This window comes from Olsenella profusa DSM 13989 (assembly GCF_030811115.1).
Taxonomy (GTDB): Bacteria; Actinomycetota; Coriobacteriia; order Coriobacteriales; family Atopobiaceae; genus Olsenella_F; species Olsenella_F profusa.
Genome location: NZ_JAUSQK010000001.1, coordinates 1,457,643 through 1,477,069, shown reverse-complemented (window position 1 = coordinate 1,477,069; position 19,427 = coordinate 1,457,643). Strand labels below are relative to the sequence as shown.

At 62.0% G+C, this 19,427-nt stretch carries 17 protein-coding genes; 2 read left to right on the top strand and 15 right to left on the bottom strand.

The window, feature by feature from the left end; all coding sequences use genetic code 11:
• Positions 1 to 41: 41 nt before the first annotated feature.
• The gene (locus J2S71_RS06850) at positions 42 to 1,763 is read right to left on the bottom strand and encodes a phospho-sugar mutase (RefSeq protein WP_307390085.1); all 1,722 of its coding nucleotides are present in this window, start codon (positions 1,761 to 1,763) and stop codon (positions 42 to 44) included.
• A 412-nt stretch (positions 1,764 to 2,175) separates the two neighbouring features.
• On the opposite strand from J2S71_RS06850, the gene rlmKL reads away from it, so the two are divergent.
• Positions 2,176 to 4,506 carry a bifunctional 23S rRNA (guanine(2069)-N(7))-methyltransferase RlmK/23S rRNA (guanine(2445)-N(2))-methyltransferase RlmL gene (gene rlmKL, locus J2S71_RS06845; protein WP_307390080.1) on the top strand — a complete coding sequence of 777 codons (2,331 nt, stop codon included), beginning with the start codon at positions 2,176 to 2,178 and terminating at the stop codon, positions 4,504 to 4,506.
• Here rlmKL and J2S71_RS06840 read toward each other — a convergent pair.
• The 5 genes from J2S71_RS06840 to J2S71_RS06820 are packed head-to-tail and all read right to left on the bottom strand — an operon-like array spanning position 4,503 to position 8,769.
• A complete protein-coding gene (locus J2S71_RS06840) occupies positions 4,503 to 4,640 on the bottom strand; it encodes a hypothetical protein (protein WP_021725306.1) in 138 nt (45 codons plus the stop codon). The genes rlmKL and J2S71_RS06840 overlap by 4 nt on opposite strands.
• A complete protein-coding gene (locus J2S71_RS06835) occupies positions 4,637 to 5,389 on the bottom strand; it encodes an energy-coupling factor ABC transporter ATP-binding protein (RefSeq protein ID WP_307390077.1) in 753 nt (250 codons plus the stop codon). The genes J2S71_RS06840 and J2S71_RS06835 overlap by 4 nt, the downstream gene beginning before the upstream one ends.
• Position 5,390: 1 nt before the next feature.
• A complete protein-coding gene (locus J2S71_RS06830) occupies positions 5,391 to 6,209 on the bottom strand; it encodes an energy-coupling factor transporter transmembrane component T (RefSeq protein ID WP_307390073.1) in 819 nt (272 codons plus the stop codon).
• Positions 6,196 to 7,191 carry a cobalt transporter CbiM gene (cbiM, locus tag J2S71_RS06825; RefSeq protein ID WP_307390070.1) on the bottom strand — a complete coding sequence of 332 codons (996 nt, stop codon included), beginning with the start codon at positions 7,189 to 7,191 and terminating at the stop codon, positions 6,196 to 6,198. Before cbiM ends, J2S71_RS06830 begins: the two co-directional genes overlap by 14 nt.
• 27 nt (positions 7,192 to 7,218) lie before the next feature.
• On the bottom strand, positions 7,219 to 8,769 hold the full coding sequence (locus J2S71_RS06820; RefSeq protein WP_307390067.1) for a S10 family peptidase: 1,551 nt from the start codon (positions 8,767 to 8,769) through the stop codon (positions 7,219 to 7,221).
• Between the two features lie 209 nt (positions 8,770 to 8,978).
• On the opposite strand from J2S71_RS06820, the gene J2S71_RS06815 reads away from it, so the two are divergent.
• Positions 8,979 to 11,261, top strand: a complete 2,283-nt coding sequence (locus J2S71_RS06815; RefSeq protein WP_307390064.1) for a KUP/HAK/KT family potassium transporter — start codon at positions 8,979 to 8,981, stop codon at positions 11,259 to 11,261.
• Positions 11,262 to 11,329: 68 nt separating this feature from the next.
• Here J2S71_RS06815 and J2S71_RS06810 read toward each other — a convergent pair whose 3' ends face one another.
• The 9 genes from J2S71_RS06810 to J2S71_RS06770 form a co-directional block, all read right to left on the bottom strand.
• Positions 11,330 to 12,508 carry a UxaA family hydrolase gene (locus tag J2S71_RS06810; RefSeq protein ID WP_307390062.1) on the bottom strand — a complete coding sequence of 393 codons (1,179 nt, stop codon included), beginning with the start codon at positions 12,506 to 12,508 and terminating at the stop codon, positions 11,330 to 11,332.
• A complete protein-coding gene (locus J2S71_RS06805) occupies positions 12,501 to 12,794 on the bottom strand; it encodes a UxaA family hydrolase (protein WP_503122924.1) in 294 nt (97 codons plus the stop codon). The genes J2S71_RS06810 and J2S71_RS06805 overlap by 8 nt, the downstream gene beginning before the upstream one ends.
• 50 nt (positions 12,795 to 12,844) lie before the next feature.
• Positions 12,845 to 13,684 carry a Cof-type HAD-IIB family hydrolase gene (locus J2S71_RS06800; protein ID WP_307390057.1) on the bottom strand — a complete coding sequence of 280 codons (840 nt, stop codon included), beginning with the start codon at positions 13,682 to 13,684 and terminating at the stop codon, positions 12,845 to 12,847.
• Between the two features lie 41 nt (positions 13,685 to 13,725).
• Positions 13,726 to 14,823, bottom strand: coding sequence for an iron-containing alcohol dehydrogenase family protein (locus tag J2S71_RS06795; RefSeq protein ID WP_307390054.1), 1,098 nt, complete (start codon positions 14,821 to 14,823; stop codon positions 13,726 to 13,728).
• A gap of 51 nt (positions 14,824 to 14,874) precedes the next feature.
• Positions 14,875 to 15,537, bottom strand: a complete 663-nt coding sequence (locus tag J2S71_RS06790) for a bifunctional 4-hydroxy-2-oxoglutarate aldolase/2-dehydro-3-deoxy-phosphogluconate aldolase (protein WP_307390051.1) — start codon at positions 15,535 to 15,537, stop codon at positions 14,875 to 14,877.
• Positions 15,538 to 15,710: 173 nt separating this feature from the next.
• Positions 15,711 to 16,685 (bottom strand): D-isomer specific 2-hydroxyacid dehydrogenase family protein, encoded by a 975-nt coding sequence (locus tag J2S71_RS06785; RefSeq protein ID WP_307390047.1) that lies wholly within the window; start codon positions 16,683 to 16,685, stop codon positions 15,711 to 15,713.
• Positions 16,686 to 16,732: 47 nt separating this feature from the next.
• Positions 16,733 to 17,701 carry a phosphotriesterase family protein gene (locus tag J2S71_RS06780; RefSeq protein ID WP_307390044.1) on the bottom strand — a complete coding sequence of 323 codons (969 nt, stop codon included), beginning with the start codon at positions 17,699 to 17,701 and terminating at the stop codon, positions 16,733 to 16,735.
• Positions 17,702 to 17,741: 40 nt separating this feature from the next.
• Complete coding sequence (locus J2S71_RS06775) at positions 17,742 to 19,046, bottom strand: PTS ascorbate transporter subunit IIC (RefSeq protein WP_307390042.1); 1,305 nt, start codon at positions 19,044 to 19,046, stop codon at positions 17,742 to 17,744.
• A 40-nt stretch (positions 19,047 to 19,086) separates the two neighbouring features.
• A complete protein-coding gene (locus tag J2S71_RS06770; protein ID WP_307390039.1) occupies positions 19,087 to 19,386 on the bottom strand; it encodes a PTS sugar transporter subunit IIB in 300 nt (99 codons plus the stop codon).
• Positions 19,387 to 19,427: the final 41 nt, after the last annotated feature.

Below are 19,427 nucleotides of genomic sequence, written 5' to 3'. Positions count from 1 at the left end.
TGCGGCTCCGACATCATTCTACAGGTGAGACGTGCCTATGACTACGACAGGATCCGCTCCGATGCGGCTTGGAGCCTGTCGCGCACGGCCTCGCTCTCGGCACGCGTGGCACCCTTGGAGAAGAGGTAGGCCTTCACCTTGGGCTCGGTGCCGGACGGGCGGAAGATGACCTTGTTGTCGTCCTCGAGGCGGAACTCGATGACGTTTGCCGGCGGCAGCACCTGTGCGGCCTCCTTCTGCAGACCGGAGACGCGTGGCATCTCGGGGCCCGTGGCGTAGTCGGTGCTGCCCAGCACCTTGTAGCCGGCAATCTCGGTGGGCGGGTTCGTGCGCAGTCCGTCCATGATCTGCGTCATGCGCTCGGCACCCGCGGCACCGGGGAACTGGGAGCTGACGGTGCCGTTGAGGTAATAGCCGTACCGCTGGTACAGGTCCTCCATGGCCTCGTAGAGGTCCTTGCCCTGGACGGCATAGTGGGCGGCCATCTCCACGCACATCTCCACGGCGACGATGGCGTCCTTGTCGCGCGCATGGGTGCCGATGAGGTAGCCATAGGACTCCTCGAAGCCCATGAGGTAGCGATCCTCCTCGCCTTCATCCTTGAGCTGGTCGATCTGGTCGCCGATGTACTTGAAGCCCGTGAGCACGCGCCTGAGCTCGAAGCCCTTGTCGCGGGCCAGCACGTCAGGCATGGTGGAGGACACGATGGTGGTGACAGCCACCTTGCGGCGCACGTCCTCACCGTTCTGGGCGGCCATCTCGGCGAGCCAGTTCATGAGCAGCACGCCCATCTCGTTGCCGGAGAGCAGCTTGTACTCCCCCTCGTGCGGGATGGCGGTGCCCATGCGGTCGGCGTCGGGATCGGTGGCCACCACGAGGCTCGGCTTGACCTTCTCGGCAAGGTCGAGCGCAAGCTGCAGCGCCTCACGGAACTCGGGGTTGGGATACGTGCAGGTGGGGAAGTTTCCATCGGGCTCGGCCTGCTCCTTGACCACGGAGACGTTCTCAACGCCGATCTCCTTGAGGATGCGGCTCACGCACTCCATGCCCGTGCCATTGAGCGGTGTGTAGACCACGGAGTAGGAGGGGTCGGCCTTGAAGCCGGGGATGGAGACCTTCTTGACGTTGTCGATGAAGGAGTCAAGCACCTCCTCGGGCGTCCACTCGATGAGGCCCTGGGAGAGGCCCTCGTCGAAGTCCATGCGCTTGACGTCCTTGAACGGGTCGACCCTTTCGATGTTGGCACTGATCTCCGCCGCCGCCTCGTCCGTGATCTGGCCACCGTTGTCGTTGTAGACCTTGTAGCCATTGTACTGGGCGGGGTTATGGGAGGCCGTGAGCACGATGCCTGCGGAGGTGTGCAGGTAGCGCACCGCGAAGGACAGCGTGGGGACGGGCTCGATGCGGGGATACACGAACACGTGGATGCCATTGGCGGCAAGCACGCCAGCGGCCACCTTCTGGAAGTCCTCGCCTTTGAGGCGGCTGTCGCGCGCCAGGGCCAGCGTAGGCTTGTCATAGTGCGCATTGAGGTAGTCCGCCAGGCCCTGCGTTGCCTGGGCCACCACATGGACGTTCATGCGATTGGTGCCAACGCCCAGCACGCCACGCAGACCCGCCGTGCCAAAGGCGAGCTCACGATAGAAGGCATCGTTGAGCTTCTCCTCCTCACCGGCCAGGAGGCTCTCGAGTTCCTCCTTGAGGTCCTGCTCGGTGACGTTGTCCTTCCAGTGCTGAACCCTCGCCTGCGTCTGCTGATCCATGTGTGACTCCTCTCGCATGGAAATGGCGCGCGTCCCTGCGATGCGTGCCGGGATGACAAATCTGCCTATCATGATAGTCATTGCTGTCAGCCCAATGGTCTGCGCATGGATGGACGGTGGAGATTGGCAAGGGCCGGTAGGCGAAGACGCAGGCCTTCGGCCATCCGACGTACCAGCAGGACCCCGGATGGGACGAGGAGACGGCTGTGCAGGGCGGCCAGGGGCTTTGCGATCTGACGCGGAACGATTCTGTCACCTGGGAGATGGAAGGCCGGCAAGGATGACCGATACCTCCCGAACGGCCGAGGCGTCCGGCCCTACGGGCCGTAGGTGTCACGTACACCCCGGCCCGTGCCGAACCTCCCTATGCAAGAATGGAGAGGCTGACCAACCACGGGCGAGAGGTGTCCCGATGAACGCGCACGACGCATCCAACGACGCCCTTGAGCTCTTCGCGACCTGTCCCAAGAGCTTCGAGCCGCTGCTGGCAAACGAGCTTGGGGCCCTGAGTACCCCGGGCGTGAGGCCGCTGCGCGGGCAGGTGGCCTTCACGGGTCAGCTGGCGGACGCCTACCGCGTCTGCCTGTGGTCGCGCCTCGCCTCGCGCGTGGTGCTCGTGCTCTCCCACGTGGATGCCCATGACGCCGATGCGCTCTACGAGGGCCTCTCCGCCATCGCTTGGGAGGAGCACCTGGGCCAGGGTGCCACCCTGGCCGTGGATGCGCACGGCACGAACGCCGAGCTCAGGAGCACGCAGTTCGTGGCACTTCGCAGCAAGGATGCCATCGTCGACCGACTGCTCGCCAAACGGGGGAGCCGCCCCAACGTCAACGCCGCCCGGCCGGACGTGCGCGTGGCCGTGCGCGTCTCCCATGGGCGGGCGACCGTGGGCATCGACCTCTCGGGCGCACCGCTCTTCCGTCGCGGGTACGAGAGCCCAAGCGGCTCTCGCCGCGTGCCCATGGCCCCGCTGCGGGCCGACTACGCCGCCGCGCTCCTAGCGGAGGGTGGCTGGTATCGGCAGGTGCGCCAGAGGCATGCCGCGCTCGTGAGCGCGTTTGCGGGTGCCGGGAGCGTCGTAGTGGAGGCAGCGGCACAGCTGCTGGACCGAGCCCCGGGGCTGCTCCACGCACCGTGGGGCTTCGCCGGTTGGCTGGGACATGACGAGGCGACCTGGAACGGGCTGATGGACGAGGCGCAGGCACGGGCCGAGGCAGCCCGGATGGAGCTCGAAGAGGGTCGGCGCAGCCTCTCCCTCGTGGCGATGGACACGCGTCCTGGCGCCGAGAGTGCCGCCCGCCAGCTCCTGCGTGCGGCGGGCATGGACGTCCCCGTGAGCTTCGTGCGGCAGGGCGTCGTGCCACACCCCGCCGACACCCGGAAGGCGCTCCTCGTCTGCGACCTCTCATGGCTGCGTGCGGACGAGGTCGCCCAGCAGGCAAGGGCACTCGCCACCTGCTCAGGCCTGACAAGTGCAGGCTACGACTGCGCCGTCGCGCTGACGGCGAATGCCACGCTCGACGTGGCGCTGGGCGCCAGCCCTGCGGAGACGCTCCCGGTGTTCATGGGTCGGGCGCCTGCCACCATCCGCAGCTATGATGGCGCGGCGCTCTCTGGCGAGAGGCCGGTGGTGGAGCTCCCCTCGCGCACGGGCGGGGCTCCCGTGCGCGTACCCGTGCTCCTGCCCGCGTCCGAGCAGTTCGCCCGGCGCCTCGCCAAGATTGCCAAGGCGCGTGCCAGGTGGGCCCGACACGAGGACGTGAGCTGCTACCGCGTCTATGATGCCGATCTGCCGGACTACGCCGTCACCATCGACCTCTTCGAGGGATCCGAGCTCATGCCGACTCGCCATGGCCGAGGCCGTTGGCTCTCGGTCTACGAATATGCCGCGCCGCATGACGTGGACGCCACCCTGGCCCGCGAGCGCCTGCTCGACGCACTGGCCATAGCTCCCGTCGCCCTGGGCGTGGAGCCCCAGGACGTGTTCGTGCGCGTGCGTACCAAGGGCCGCGGCGGCACCCAGTATGCCAACGAGGGCACGGGCGTGCGCGAGAGGCCCAAGCGGCCAGGTCCCGCACGACGGCCAGGGAACGTCCCTCTCCCCGTGGGAGCCCACCTCATCGACGAGGGCGGACTCACCTTCGAGGTCAACTTCGCCTCGCGCCTGGACTGCGGCATCTTCCTGGACCACCGCGAGACACGCGCCCTGCTGCGCGAGATGGCCAAAGGGACCAAGGGATCCAGGCGCTTCCTCAACCTGTTCGCCTACACGGGCACCGCCACCTGCTATGCGGCGGACGGTGGCTGCAGGCACACCACCACCGTGGACATGAGCGCCCCCTCGCTCTCGTGGGCCCGGCGCAACATGGAGCGCAACGGCTTTACGGGTCCCGAGCATGAGTACGTGCGGACCGACGTCATCCGTTGGATCGGCGAGCAGCGCCACACCAAGAACCGCTGGGACCTCGTGTTCTGCGACGTGCCCACGTTCTCCAACTCCAAGGGCATGCGCGGCAGCTGGGACGTGCAGCGCGACCATGTGGAGCTGCTCATCGGCCTCTCACGCCTGCTCACGCGCGATGGCGTCGCCGTGTTCTCCTGCAACCTGCGCAGCTTCAGGCCCGACGTCGACGCGCTCGCGAAGGCGGGGGTCGCCATCGAGGACATCACGCAAGAGACCATCCCCGAGGACTTCGCGCGCAATCCCAAGGTGCACCATTGCTACCTCGTCCGACGGGCCTAGGCCTGGGCCTTCTCGCCGACGAGGACGCGGTCCAGGAGCACCAGCGCGTAGGCCACGAGCGTCGCAGCGAGGAGCGTCCCGACGAGGACGAGGACGGGGGCGGCAAGCGCGCAGGCGTCGCCACGCCGCCTCATCCGTTGACGTGGACGTGCGGGCGGTCGGCATAGCCGTGGTAGTCGCCCATGTAGACGAAGTAGTCCGCCAGCTCGTCGGCGAGCGACTGGTCGTGCGTCGCGATGACGAGCGTCTTGCCCGCGCGCTTGAGCTCGCGCAGCAGGTCGAGCAGCCATGAGCGCGACCTCGCGTCGAGGCCCGCCATCGGCTCGTCGAGGCAGAGCACATCCGGGTTCATCGTGAGGGTGCAGGCGATGGCGACCTTGCGCTTCTCGCCACCCGAGAGGTTGTAGGGCGCACGGGCGAGAAGTCCGCCTGTGCCCAGGAGGTCGCAGACGTCCGACACGCGGCCGTCCACCTCCCCCTCCGAAAGCCCCATCTGCCGCGGCCCAAAGGCGAGCTCGTCCGCCACGGTGGCACAGAAGAGCTGGGCGTCCGAGTCCTGGAACACGAGCCCCACCCGCTGGTGGAGGCGCTTTGCGAAGGCGGCGTCCGCCATAGAGGCGGCATCGACCGCCTCGCCGTCGAAGCGGTAGCTGCCCTGCTGCGGGAGGGCCAGCCCGGCCATGGCCCTGAGCAGCGTCGACTTTCCCGACCCGTTGTCGCCCATGAGGACGACGGAGTCGCCCGCACGGATCGCGAGATCGACGTGAGAGAGCACCGCCACGTCGTCGTAGGCGAAGCAGTAGTCCTCGAAGCGCATGAGGGCGGAGCCGAAGCCACCTCCGTGCGGATGGTGGAGCGCCTCGGGGTGGACGTCCTGGTGCACGTCAGACCACCGCCTGAAGGTAGGAGAACAGGGCGAGGAGAAGGGCGGCGCCCGCGACCCAGGGCGCGTCCGCGCCACGAGGCCGCCCGCGGCGCCCGCCCGCATCGTAGCTGCCGTCGAAGCCACGGCAACGCATGGCGTCGTACGTGTCGCGCGAGGCCTCGCTGGCCTTCAGGAGAAGCACCCCGCCGACGCCGCCGACCGAGCCGCCCTTGTCGCGGTTGCGTCCCACGCTCCTGAGCCTGAGCGCCGTGAGGACCTCGAGGGCCACGCGGCCGAGATCGACGATGCTACGCAGGGCGAGGTCGAGCGTCAGGATCGTGACGCCGGGCACACGGAGCGCACGGAGCGCGGACGAGATGCCGCCGGGGGCCATGGTCTGCACCATGCACGTGACCAGGCCGCACGACACGAGCGTGCGCAGCGCCATCGAGACGGCCGCGCGCGTCTGCCCCAGCAGCGTCGCGGGGAGCATCACGACGAGGGCGAGGCTCGCCGCCGCGACCGACGTCGTGACGACGCGCCGGAGCGCCTTGCGGGGCAGGACGCAGGCCCGCACGAGCACGAGGGCGAGCATCACGGCAACGAAGGCCAAGTTGCTTGCCAGGGAGACCAGCACCACCGCAAGGAGCGTCACCACGAGCCTGACCGACGGCGACGGGGAGAGGCGCGAGGGACTCCCCGCATCGAGGCGCAGGGCGCGGAGGGCCGAGACGAGCTGCAGCATGCTCCGCGTGATGAAGCCGTCACGGTCGCGTGGGGGCTCGTATCCCTCCGGCCGGCACATCCAAGCCGGGATGTCGCGCTCAGGCGCGACCATCGAAGTCCACCCCCGGCCGCGCGAGGCCCACGGCCAGCCGGAACACGACCACGAGCAGCGCCACCCCGATGACGGCGGAGAGCATGTACCCCACCCACCCCGGAAGGCCTCCCAAAGAGTAGTCGGGCAGGAGTGCAGCCCACTGCCAGCCACCCATGCCGCCCGGCATGTAGCCGACGCGGGCGGCGAGGTCGCCCGCGGACCATTCGCCCCACGCGTCGCCCGTGGCGAGGAGCCCAAGCGGCGTCGCCACGGCGAGCGCGGCGAGCAGCGCCGCGACGCCAGCCGTGCCGCGACGGCCGTCCGGGACGGTGACGCCGGCGCCGAACGACGGCGCCACCCGCCGCACGTATGCGAGGATACCGACCGTGAACACGACCTCGGCCGCGCCCCACACCGTCAGGTGGCCGACGAGCATCGCCGGCACCGAGACCCAGAGGGGGTACGGGCAGAAGAGCGCCTGGCCAGCTGCGTCCACGAAGAGGAGCGGCTGGACGCCGAGCTCGGTGGCCGCGCAGAGGGCTGCCGCGTTGATGCCGAGATAGGAGCCCACTCCCGCCGCGACGAGCTCGCCATGGGCGCCGCGGGCGTGCAGCCGCACGAGGCGGTAGGCGCCAAAGCCCACCATCGGCAGCACGAAGGCCAGGTTGAAGCAATTGGCGCCGAGCGCGAGCACGCCACCGTCACCGAAGAGGAACGCCTGCATCGCCAGGGCCATCGAGATGGCGAGCAGCGCCGGCCAGGGCCCGAAGAGGATGGCCACGAGCGTGCCGCAGACGGCGTGCCCCGTGGTTCCGCCGGGGATCGGGACGTTGAACATCATCGCGAGGAAGCTGAACGCTGCCGCCACGCCGAGGAGCGAGACCTTCTCGGCGGGGAGGTCGTCGCGCACACGTCGTGCGGCATGCGCCCACACGGGTGCCATCGCCGCGACCATGACACCACAGGTCGAGGGGCTCAGGTAATTTTCTGGTATATGCATGGCACGCTCCTCTGTGAGAGAGGGGGCTTAGCGCTTCTCATAGAATGCGCGCAGGTCCCCCGCCATCGCCTCAAGCGTCGGTTCGTCCGCATAGGCCATGTGCCCACAGTTGTAGAGGTGCCACTCCACGCGCTCCTTGAGCTCGTCGGAGAGGAACTGCCTGCTCATGTCGTGGCGCACGTTCCAGAACGTGGTGGCGGCGTCATAGCGCCCGCCCAGGATGGCAAGCTTCATGCGGGGGTTGCGCCGCAGGGCCACGGCGATGTCATAGGCGACGTTGGGGCAGGAGTTCTCCCAGTCCTTGCCTGGCTCCTTGTGCCTCCACTTCCAGTTGACGCCCACGTGCTCGTAGTTGTTGGAGAGGTAGCGCGCCGGCGGACGATAGCCCAGCTCGTCGTGGAGAAAGGCGCGAAAGGCGCAGGTCCAGCTGGCCTCCACGGCATCGTCGGCGGCGTCCTCGGCCTCGAACCAAGTGCTGCTCGTTTGCAGGGAGAGGGGTGCGTCGGAGGAGAAGCGCATGTCGAGCCTGCCGCAGACCCTGCCCTCGTCCGCCAGGATGGTGCGCCGGAAGTCGTCGAGCGTCACGCGCAGGTGCTGGCGCCGAAGCTTCCGTGCTGGCAGGCCGATGAAGCCGGAGAGTCCCTCGACAACCCTTGCCTCCCACTCCACAGGCAGGCGGTCGCCCATGAGCAGCGCCGGCGCCAGGGACTCCTCATCCCACGCCATCGCGCTATCGAACCACTCCTCCACCGGGACGCCCTCACCCGCCTTGCCAAAGAAGTGAGCTGCGGCGGCCATGGTGGGCATCATGCCCAGGTGATAGAGGTCCTCGCCCTCGATGGTCTGCACCCAGTCGAAGATGGCCGAGAGCATCGTGACGCCCGCCACGCGCACGTCACGCTCGGCCAGAAGGCGCATGAGCACGGCGTTGCGCACGGTGCCGTACGACTCGCCAAAGAGGTAGACCGGGCTCGTCCAGCGGCCATTCTCCTCGAGCCAGGTGGAGATGGCGCGGCAGAAGGCGTCCGCGTCACCATCGACGCCAAAGACCTTGGTGGTGTCGGCTCCCTCCGCCAAACTCGAGAAGCCCGTGCCCAAGGCGTCCAGAAACACCACGTCGCTCTGGCGCAGGAGGGTGGCAGGATTGTCCTCCACCTCGATGGGATGGCCCAGGTGCCTCACGCCGTCAGTCCTCACGCGACGCGGGCCGATGCCACCAAAGTTGATGGGCACGCTCGCACAGCCAGGGCCGCCGTTGTAGGCAAAGGTCACGGGACGGGTGGGGTCGGGCCTGCCCTCGCCATCAAGCGCCACGTAGGTGAGCGAGAACATCCTGCCCACAAGCGCACCCGTGTCGCTGCGCACGTCCAGATGGGCAGCCGTGCAGCCGTAGTCGATGTGCTCGCCCGCCGAGAGACCCGAGCCGTCCCACGCGAGGCGTGCGGTTGCCACCTCGGGCGTGGCGATGCGCGCGTCGGCGGGAACCGTCACGAACGCGTCCGTGGGTGCCATGCCCGATGCCGACGCTGGAGCGGATGTGGCCTGCTGGGCCACCGGAGCGGTACCTTCTTCTGTCAAGAGAACCTCCTACGGAATCGAGGGTCGCACGCATGACCCATGGAACGGTAACGTGAGTGGGACCCCTGCCACGCACGGGTGGTGGGGGCAGGTCCCAGCTCTCCCTATGGTAGGCAAAGCATGGCATCCTCGTGGGCAGATGGCTACACTATGTGAATGCCTTGGCATCTCCACGGAGGTGCCACACACGGGTAGATTGGACCACAGACATGACGAGTTCCACTTCCACCCCGACCGCTCGCCCACGCAGGGGCAAGGTGGCTCGGCACGTGGGCATTTCCCTTTCGGCAGCTATGATGCTCGTGACCCTGGGCGTCGTGTACGGCGACATCGGCACGAGCCCCATGTACACCCTCAAGGCCATCATCGGTGGCAACGGCGGCCTGGCCACCATGGGCCAAGACACCGTGCTGGGGGCCCTCTCGCTCATCATCTGGACGCTCACCCTCATCACCACCGTCAAGTACGTGCTGGTGGCCATGAAGGCCGACAACCACAACGAGGGCGGCATCTTTGCCCTGTACAGCCTCGTGAAGCGCTGCGCCAAATGGCTGATCATCCCCGCCATGATAGGTGGTGCGGCCCTGCTCGCCGATGGCATCCTCACCCCCGCCGTCACGGTGACCACGGCCATCGAGGGCCTGCGCACCATCGACGTCATCTACGCTGCCATCGGGGACGATCAGCAGATCGTCATCCTCATCACGGTGATCATCCTGTGCATCCTCTTCGCCATCCAGCGGGCCGGCACGTCCACCATTGGCAAGCTCTTTGGCCCCATCATGACGATCTGGTTCCTGTATCTGGGCATCTCCGGTCTTGCCAACATCGGCTTCAACCCAGGCGTGTTCCGGGCGCTCAACCCCGTGCGCGGCATCACGTTCCTGTTCGACCACAACATCAATGCCGCCGGCCTCATGGTGTTGGGCAACGTCTTCCTGTGCACCACGGGCGCCGAGGCACTCTACTCCGACATGGGCCACGTAGGCAAGCCGAACATCTATGCCACCTGGCCGTTCGTAAAGACATGCCTCATCCTCAACTACCTGGGGCAGGGGGCATGGATCCTCCACAACCAGGCTAACCCCGCCATGGTCGACATTCCGGACATCAACCCATTCTTCCAGATGATCCCCGAGAACCTGCGGGCCCTCGCCGTCATCCTCTCCACCGCGGCGGCCATCATCGCCTCGCAGGCGCTCATCACCGGTTCGTACTCCATCGTCTCCGAGGCCATCCGCCTCGACCTGCTCCCCCACGTCAAGATCAACTACCCCTCCGAGGCACGCGGCCAGATCTACATCCAGCTCGTCAACTCCATCATGTGGGTCGCCTGCATCTTTGTGGTGCTACTCTTCCAGCGCTCCAGCGCCATGGAGGCAGCGTACGGCCTTGCCATCACCGTCACCATGCTCATGACCACGGTGCTGCTCTGTACCTACCTCTCGAAGATCCGTCGCAGGACGTCCGCGGCCGTTGTCTTCGTGTTGATGTTTGGCGCCATCGAGCTCATGTTCTTCTTCTCGAGTCTCACGAAGTTCTTCCACGGTGGCTGGTTTACCGTGCTCATGGCGGCGACCATCTTTGCCGTCATGTACATCTGGAGGCGCGGCACCGCCATCGAGCGCACCCAGAGCATCTACCTGCCCATCGAGGGCTACCTCGACCAACTCCACGCGCTCTCTCACGATGACAGCTTCCCCTACGTGGCCGACAACCTGGTGTTCTTGACCAACGACTCCTCCCCCGACCGCCTCGATCGTGACATCCTCTATTCCATCCTGGACAAGCGCCCCAAGCGTGCCCGGGCGTATTACTTCCTCAACGTACAGGTCACCAACGAGCCCTATACGCACGAGTACTATGTGAACGACTTCGACACCGACTTTGCCTTCAAGATTCAGCTGAGACTCGGCTTCCGCGTCAATCAGCGCGTGAACACCTACCTTTACCAGATCGTCGACGACCTCATGCGCCATCATCAGCTGGCGCCGCAGGACCACAAGTACTCGATCTACCGCGACCATCGCAAGGTGGGCGACTTCCGCTTCTGCCTCATCCGCAAGGTGCTCTCGCCCGAGTCGGACATCTCGGGCTTCAACCGCACCATCATGACGGCCAAGTACACCATCCGCCGCTTTGCCGGCTCGCCTGCACGCTGGTACGGTCTGGAGAATTCCAGCATCTTCTTCGAGTATGTTCCCCTGTTTGGAAAGAGCAAGCGCCAGCACAAGCTCACGCGTTTGGAGCTGCCAAGCGACAATGGCACCGGCTCCCTGCCCATCGCGACGCCTTCGGTTGAGGAGCCGACGCCCCAGGAGGAGGACATCTTCTCGGCCGAAATGGCCGACGACCGTGCCGAATCGGCAAAGGAAGCAGAACACGAGCTCATTGGCGGCGACACCGCAACGTTTGCCCCCCTCGTCCTCGACGAGGAGACGGAGGGGGAGCCTGATGATGGCTCCACCGTGGAGGAGGATGGCGAGGAGTAGTACCGGGCCACAGTCTCATATCTTGGTACATGATGGCATTGGGACGCCGACGCACGGTTCGGCTGTGCCTATGACTCAAACTCACAACTGCACCAGTACTCCTGCCCATGGTAGATGGTGAAGTCATCGAAACCAAGAGCCTCGGCCCTGGTGAGCTCTCCGTTGCAGACATTCACGAGCATACCCCTGAGCAAAGCGGCCTGCTCCTCCATCGTGGCAAGACCCGTGATGACGCCCGAGGCGTCGAAGTCGACGTTATCCCTCATGCGCCGATAGGTCCAGGCGTTGGCCGTCACCTTGATCACGGGCATGAGGGGGTTACCTATCGGGGTACCCCTGCCTGTGGAGAAAAGCATGACCTGGGCTCCCCCGGTAGACATGCCCGAGACCGACTCGATATCGTAGCCCGGGGTATCCATGAGGACGAAGCCCCTCTTGGAGGGCACCTCTCCGTATCGGACCACCTGCGATATGGGGTGGCTGCCACCCTTGGAGATGCCACCCAGCGACTTCTCCTCGAGCGTCGACAGGCCGCCCCGCATGTTTCCAGGCGAGGGGTTTGCGCCACGCACGTCTATGTCGTTGGAGAGGAAGTCTTCCTCAAGATGATCTACCATCCTCAGGATGTCGCTGGCGACCTCCTTGGTAACGGCTCGGTGCGCAAGGATGTGCTCCGCCCCTATCAGCTCGGTCGTCTCGCCCATGAGGACCGTACCGCCGCCATTGATGACCCAGTCGCTCACGAGACCAATCGTGGGATTTGCAGCCAAACCGCTCGTGGCGTCCGAGCCACCACAGTTTGTCCCCAAAACCAGCTTGTCCAGAGGCATTGGAATGCGCTGGACCAGAGCGGCATGCGCAACTAGCTCACGTGCAGCCCGTACGCCCTCCTCAATGGCCCCCAGCGACCCACCGCAATCCTGGATGATGATGGCACGGATGGGTTTGTCGCTCATACGTGAGATCTGTTCGGCAAGATCCAACGGCCTGGTGCTCTCGCAGCCTAGGCCCACGATCAGGGTCCCGAAGACGTTGGGGTTCTGGGGCAGGTTGACAAGGCTGCGCCGCATGGTCTCGATGCCCTTGCCCACCTGACCGCAACCCTTGGTGTTCTCGACGCCCACCACCCCCTCGACCTGCTGGGATATGCGCCGCACCACGGCGTTGGCGCAGCCCACACTCGAGAGGACAAGCACGTGGTTCCTGATTCCCATCCTGCCATCGGGGCGAAGGTATCCGCTAATCATGCTTCCTCGTCCTTATACTCTCCAGGTTGTGCACGTGGACGTGGCTGCCGGGAAGGATGTCCTCGGTGGCCCTGCCTATCGCCTCCCCATACTTGTGGACTACCTCGCATGCACCAATGGGATGCAGGGCAATCTTATGGAAGGCGCCAATCGAATCATGGGATACGAGGTCGCACACGCATCTGCCAGCATCGTCTTCCACAACGACGTGATCGCCCTCAGCGACGTCCGAAAGCAAGGTGGCGACGTCATCCTCCTCATGCAGGCGGAGCGCTTTGCAGGACACGGTTGGCCTCCTTTAACGTGATGCGACCTAGGCAACAGGGTCTCCTCTGATTAGGCCGGCAGGAACCTCTCGAGGTACTCAGCAACACCGGATTCGTTATTGGTAAGATGGGTGACATCGTTTGCCTGGCGCCTTACCCTCTCCTCCGCATTGGTCATGGCAACACCGACTCCGGCCTCCCTGAGCATTGAGACGTCATTCAGGGAGTCGCCGAACGCGATGGTCTCTCCTGCGGATATACCAAGATGGTCACAGAGCCAGAGCAGCGCACTGCCCTTGCTAGCAGTGGCACTCGTAATCTCGATGTTCCTCCGCTGAGAGGTGTAGCAGGCTAAGTCCCCCCTTTCTTGCAAGTAGTCATAGACAGCATCACGTATAGCCTCATCCGCATAGAAGACCGTAAGTCGCTCGACGGGACGCCCCTCGGCCACGAAGTCCGCCAGAGTTACGTCAATCTCATGACGGACGGAGCGGATATACGCCACGTCGCCAGGCAGTAGTCCGAAGCTGTCGAGCTTGCGCATCTTCCCTCGTTCAACGTATGCCTCTCCCTCGCTGAAGAGATCGATGTACGAGGGAGAGGGGTCAACGAGGTTCAGGAGACCGATAACCGCATCCTGCGGAATCGTGCTGACGCGGAGATCCACGTGTCCATCGGAGGTAAGCCGACAGACCGTGGCCCCATCGGCCGTAATCGCATAGCAAGCACCAGAGAGTTCGATGACCTCTCGCGGAATGCCCACTACGGAACGGCCTGTGCTCGGAACGAAGCCGATGCCGCACCTGGCGAGCACCCGCAAGGCCCTCCGGGTACGGTCGCTCATTTTCTTATCGCTATCGAGAAGGGTGCCGTCCAAATCACAGAAGACCATTCGCGGCATTTCGGTCATCGTACTCCCCTCTCGCCAGCCAAATCCCTAGGTCATCAAGTCTAGGCCATCTGGTGTACGGCCTCGTGAAGGCGACGGCGATCATCTGGGTCATCACTGTTGTAGTGCCTCGAGTTGACGATGTACTCCTCGATGGAGTCAAGGTTCTTATCGCTCGACTCGATCCCCAGGTCATCGAAGCTAAGGGGCATATCCATCGCATGCATGAACTCCCGAAGCTCCTGCATTTGGTCCTGCTGGTCATTGAAGTAGAGTTGGCAGAAGAGCCCGACTCCAACGATCTCTCCATGAACGGCCTTCTGGCCCTCACTGGTAAAGATGGTCCTCACTCCGTCATAAATGACATGGGCGAGCTCGGATTGCTTGAAGCTCTTCGTAGTGTTCGCGATAACGCCCGTAATGGGAACGTTCATGAACGCCACGTCATTGAGCGCCTTAGTTGCCTCGTGCCTACGGTTGTCCTCGATGGCCACGAGGGCGTTGTCCCTGAGAGCCCCATAGGTGTACTCAGCGATGCTGTAGGCGCTGAAGATGTCAACGGGGGTGTCCGACAGGCTGAGGGAGGGCTTTCCGTTCAGCATCTCGATGCGCTTGGCCATCGCATCGACGATGCCGGCGGCGGTAAATCGGATGGGGCAGTTCGCGATGACGTCCATGTCCATCAGGCAGGCATCGATCTCATGGTCGAAGCGCCAGCTGAGCTTCTTTCCGCCCTCGGCGGTATACATGACGCTCATGCAGGTGAAAGGGGCGCAGCTTGAGGCGGCGGTGGGGATGTTCACCGTTCCCAGACCCGCAGTCTCGCCGACGGCCTTGGCGAGGTCCATGATCTTTCCGCCTCCCACGCCGACGATTTCGTCAGCGCCAAACTGCCTTGCCTTCTCGGCAAGCTCCTCGGCACCTTCGAAGGAGCACCATCCCCCATAGACCTCCACCTGAGGCTGGAGCCCCTCCCCCTCCATGCTGAGCATCAGGGAGTCTCCCATCACCTCCCAGGAGTTGGGGCCCGCGACAACGAGGGGGCGCTTTCCGAATCGGGCGATCTCGGAACCGCACTCCGCCAACAAACCCCGTTCCTGACGATACCTGCCTGCCCCAAACTTGATAGCGGTATCCAGCTCGGTCGTGCTGCTTGCCATGTCACTCATCTCCATCCGCACGGTAAGTCCGACAGAAGTCCCTCAAAACCCCTAGAGGCGAATCTCTGACACTCTCTCCGACGCCTCTCTCGCAATGCGCTCCACCTCGTCGAAGTCTCCGCCCGCGAACAAGGTCGGCTTAACCATCCACGTGCCTCCCACTGCGATCACCGCAGGATTGGAGAGGTACTCTCCAAGGTTGTCCAAGTTCACACCACCCGTGGGCATGAACCTGTGTCCGACGAAAACCGAAGCAAGCGCAGAGATCGCCTCTACGCCTCCGAAGAGGTTCGCCGGGAAGAACTTAGAGACCTCGATCCCCTGATTCCTCAACCAGGTGACCTCGGTAGGCGTGACGCCGGCAGGAATAACGTTCACGCGCTCGGAGAGGGCCCACTCGACGACATCACAATCCGTGCCAGGTGAGACGATGTACCTTGCCCCCGCGTCAACGGCACGCTTTGCCTGTTCAAGGTCTAGGACGGTGCCTGCGCCGACCAGGACGTTCGGGTACTCATGGGCAATCAGAGAGATGCACTCTGGTGCCGCATCGGTTCTGAACGTCACCTCTGCCGCAGGAAGCCCGCCCTCCTCGAGTGCGCGGGCCAGAGGAACGGCATCGGTTGGGTCGTCCAGCACCACGACGGGCATCACGCCACATCGGGCTACGTCCTCGTAAAAGCCGTTTTCCCTCATGTATTCTGAACTAGACATCGGTCCCCCTCACTTCTTTCGAAACCCCTTTGTGTACGAGCAAAGTATAACTAATTATTTTTTTAATATAGATATAGACAAGAATTTTTTTCTGTACACAAAAAAACGATTCCTCCTCTGCCCAAAGAAGCAGATGGGCAGCCATCGACATTTAAACTAACAAGAAATCTACTCTAGTTTCTTGCGTTAACAGGAGCTTTTCCCTGTACAAATCTCTCAACATCGCTGACACACTTCTCGCCCATTCCATACAGGCACTCCATGGTGTATGCAGAAATATGTGTTGTAACCAGAACCTTTGGATGCTTAAAGTAGGGGTCGTCCGATGCCGGTGGTTCATCATGCATGACATCAAGAGCGAGACCGGCAACGGTACCGTCATCAAGTGCCCTCAGCATCGCCTCCTGATCAATGAGGTCAGCTCGGGCATTGTCAACAATATAAACCCCCTTCTTCATAAGCGACAGAGTCCGCTCGTTGATAATGTGATAGGAGCTCTCATTGAGATCGGCGTTGAGCGTGAGCACATCACAATGAGAGACAGTTTCATCGAGACTACAGTACCTCACACCGAGAACGTCAGCCCACATCTCATGCTGGACAGGATCGCAGGCAAGAACATGCATGTCAAAACCACGGCTCAGAATCTCGACCACACGAGAGCCGATGTTGCCACAGCCGATGATGCCAAGTGTCTTTCCGCTTAGACCTGACCCAATGAAATTGGCTCTGTCAGCCCACCGACCTTCGTCTGCCGCAATATGAGAATCGCTGACCCTCCGCATGATATCCATCAGCGTTGCGATAGCACCTTCCGCGACCGCACTGCGCTCGACTTTCGGAGAGACGGTCGTCACCAAAGTACCAGCTCTCTTTGCGGCAATAACATCCACATTGTTGAACCCAATGCCATGCCTGCTCAGAAGAAGAAGATCTGTCTTGTGCGTGAAGAACTCAGCATCAAAAAATGGGGTAACGGACGAAATGACCATATTGAAGCCCTTAAGAGCGTCGGCAAGCTCACGCCCATGGGCGTCTCCGGCGATGCACACATACGCCACCTGGCCAATCTTTTCCAACCTCTTCAAATGTTCTGGATAGTACTGGCCAAAAGAAGATGAATTAACGATCGCAATTTGATAGTTCATGAATCCCAGTCTCTCTCTGCGATATCTTGCAGGGCAAGCTTGAAGGGCTAAATCTCGTATCTCTTGTTACAGAAGGCGTTCCTAGCGTTGTAAATTGTGATTTTGCGCACAACTTCCTCAGGCACGCCGCAGTCAACCAGCCTTGGAACGAAGGTGCCGAAGTTGTAACCCAGCCCCGGACCACCTTCGTATGCCCTGAAATAGGATTTTCCACCGAGGTCTGCACCCATCAGAAGCTGATCCTCAAAGCCTAGGTCAATCATGTTCTTGTACAGATCGACTATCACGGAATCCGTGTAGTACTTGACCCGCGCGGCACCGTCGTAGGCCAGGAACACTCCCCTCTCAGCTACCGCTTTGTGGTAGTAGAGGTCGGGATTGCGGTCAATGTGGCCAAGAATGATGCTGTCGGGGCTAGCCCCATTACTCATGAGGATATCAATCGCCTCAAGCGCCATGGTTCCCTTCTCAAGATGAAGGGAGATTGGTGCGCCCGTCTCACTTGAGGCAAGCGCTGCTGCCTCAAGCTCCTTTTTCTCAATCGATGTGATACTCTGAAGGCTACAGGCTGCCTTGATAAGTCCGGCTTTGCCCTCTGAGCGCTTTACGACTGGACCAGCATAGTCGTAAATGTCTATGCCCTGAGTCACATCATCGATCAGGAGTTGAGCAAGTGTGTCTCGGTCATATTTCCACAAGAAGTGAGACTTATCATAGAGCTCTGACTTGTGAAAGCCCGTCGTTGCTAGGATATTCACCTCTGACTCGCGGCTGAGGGACCTCAGGTTTTCAATCGATCTGCCACTGCCGATGGGGGTCATCTCGACCAGCATGTTTCCGCCCACCGCCTTGAACAGTTCGAGTTCCTCTAGCGCCTTGCTTTCGTCAGTCATTTCAAAGTCAGAACCATTACTAATCACCTCGACGCCACCAACACGAATGAGGTGGTCATGGGCATCTGTCATTCCGAGGTCATCAACTGGCACTTTCCCGAGAACTGTTTGGACATATCTCATGGTCACCCTCCGCTCAAGCATCGCGTCGACAGGGCCTCAGTCAGATGAGGCTACCGATAAACTTGAAGATAAGAAGGAGAGGCAACCAGAGAACCGCATAGTCGATGTTGCTAAACATGAGACCAGAGCCAAAGAGAGAGCCCATCATTGGATACAGCGGAATAATGGCAAAGTGTGCGATAAGACTGGAGACGAAACCACCCAATAGCGCACCTTTCCAACCACCATACTTGTTACCAAACACGCCGATGGTGCACCCATCGAAGAAGAGGATGATGGGACTTGGAAAGACGACTACCGAGGAGCCGAGTACAACCGTAAGCAGGCACACGAGGATACCTGCGGGAATGGAGCCCAGGAAGCCGAACATTGCGCCAGAAGGGCTGTAAGGGTACAAGACGGGACAGTCAAGTGCAGGAACCGAGTTAGGAATGAGCTTCTCGGAAATACCCTTGAAGGCAGGAATGATTGAGTTCAAGAACATGCGCACTCCATAGAGCATTACCGCAACGCCAGCGGCGAACTGAAGGCCCTGCATCAGGAGGAAGATGATCCAGTTCTGGGTACCCGCAAGAGTCATGACCTGATCCTCGCCAACCACCACACCGATAATCACAAAAAGGATAGGCATGATGAGGGAGAGCGCCAGGGTTACGTCCTGGAAAAGATAGAGGCCACCGGGAAGAACGATATTGTCAGCATCCTCCTCCTCGGCACGACTCTTGAATAGCTTGCCACAGAGAGCGCCGATAAGGGTGCCGAACTGCTGGGCATGACCCAGGGTAAAGTCCTCACCGAAGTACTTCTTACCAAGGGCGCGCGGAATCGCAGGCGTGAACGTCCAATAAAGCGCCGCGAGGACAGAAGAAACGACAATCAGAGGGATATCCTCGATACCTAGCGTGGAATTCACAGTAAGGGCCAGGAAGATGGCAAGGTAGAGCATCATGTGCGCCGTGAGGTACACATTCTTCATGCCTTTGTTGGGAATGAGATAAACAAGGACAAGATGGATTAGGAAGCCGAAAACAAAGATGGTCACGGCGGTTTCAGCCATTGATGCCATGGCAACACCGAAAGCAGCCTCGTTCATGGGCATGACGCCGCTGACGCCGACCACATTATTGAGAAGCTGCATGACCGGAGTGATGGTTCCAGAAATGAGGTTGGCACCTGCGCTCAGAATAAGCATGCCAACAACGGTCTTGATGACGGCATCAAAGATTTCGGACCCCTTGGATTTCTGGAGAAGCATACCCACGAGGGTGATGAGGCCAAGGAAAATAGGTGCCTGATCGAGTATTTGAAAAATAATGAAGTTACCAACACTGCTAAGCAATTCCATGGCTACTCCTTTAAGTGAGTTCGCTCGGACATAAGATGCGCTATGAGCTGATTGAGGAGAAGTACTCGTCCAACTTCGAGTTGATTTCATCCTTCTTGATGAGGTTCGTAACGAGAATGACGGTGGATTGCTCGCTCACAGAGTTGGGAATATGGCTCGCCATACTCTTAGTGGTTATGATGATGTCGCTCGTGATTCCCTTGACGCTACCAATGTCAGCGACGGTCACGTTCGCATCAATTCCACGGCTCTTGGCATAATCCATGATTGCCATGCGAGCAAGACTACTCGTGCCAAGCCCCATGCCACAGAGTGCGGTGATGCTATATCTCTTTCCCATGAATCTCTCCTTTGCTCGGATGTGCACCAGCGGGTTTAATT

What these genes read in the sequence shown, in the direction of transcription:
- cbiM (WP_307390070.1), bottom strand. Translation starts at nt 7,191, where the DNA reads ATGCATATACCAGAAAATTACCTGAGCCCCTCGACCTGTGGTGTCATG.
- J2S71_RS06790 (WP_307390051.1), bottom strand. Translation starts at nt 15,537, where the DNA reads ATGTCTAGTTCAGAATACATGAGGGAAAACGGCTTTTACGAGGACGTA.
- J2S71_RS06775 (WP_307390042.1), bottom strand. Translation starts at nt 19,046, where the DNA reads ATGGAATTGCTTAGCAGTGTTGGTAACTTCATTATTTTTCAAATACTC.
- rlmKL (WP_307390080.1), top strand. Translation starts at nt 2,176, where the DNA reads ATGAACGCGCACGACGCATCCAACGACGCCCTTGAGCTCTTCGCGACC.
- J2S71_RS06785 (WP_307390047.1), bottom strand. Translation starts at nt 16,685, where the DNA reads ATGAACTATCAAATTGCGATCGTTAATTCATCTTCTTTTGGCCAGTAC.
- J2S71_RS06795 (WP_307390054.1), bottom strand. Translation starts at nt 14,823, where the DNA reads ATGGCAAGCAGCACGACCGAGCTGGATACCGCTATCAAGTTTGGGGCA.
- J2S71_RS06815 (WP_307390064.1), top strand. Translation starts at nt 8,979, where the DNA reads ATGACGAGTTCCACTTCCACCCCGACCGCTCGCCCACGCAGGGGCAAG.
- J2S71_RS06800 (WP_307390057.1), bottom strand. Translation starts at nt 13,684, where the DNA reads ATGACCGAAATGCCGCGAATGGTCTTCTGTGATTTGGACGGCACCCTT.
- J2S71_RS06840 (WP_021725306.1), bottom strand. Translation starts at nt 4,640, where the DNA reads ATGAGGCGGCGTGGCGACGCCTGCGCGCTTGCCGCCCCCGTCCTCGTC.
- J2S71_RS06780 (WP_307390044.1), bottom strand. Translation starts at nt 17,701, where the DNA reads ATGAGATATGTCCAAACAGTTCTCGGGAAAGTGCCAGTTGATGACCTC.
- J2S71_RS06830 (WP_307390073.1), bottom strand. Translation starts at nt 6,209, where the DNA reads ATGGTCGCGCCTGAGCGCGACATCCCGGCTTGGATGTGCCGGCCGGAG.
- J2S71_RS06810 (WP_307390062.1), bottom strand. Translation starts at nt 12,508, where the DNA reads ATGATTAGCGGATACCTTCGCCCCGATGGCAGGATGGGAATCAGGAAC.
- J2S71_RS06770 (WP_307390039.1), bottom strand. Translation starts at nt 19,386, where the DNA reads ATGGGAAAGAGATATAGCATCACCGCACTCTGTGGCATGGGGCTTGGC.
- J2S71_RS06850 (WP_307390085.1), bottom strand. Translation starts at nt 1,763, where the DNA reads ATGGATCAGCAGACGCAGGCGAGGGTTCAGCACTGGAAGGACAACGTC.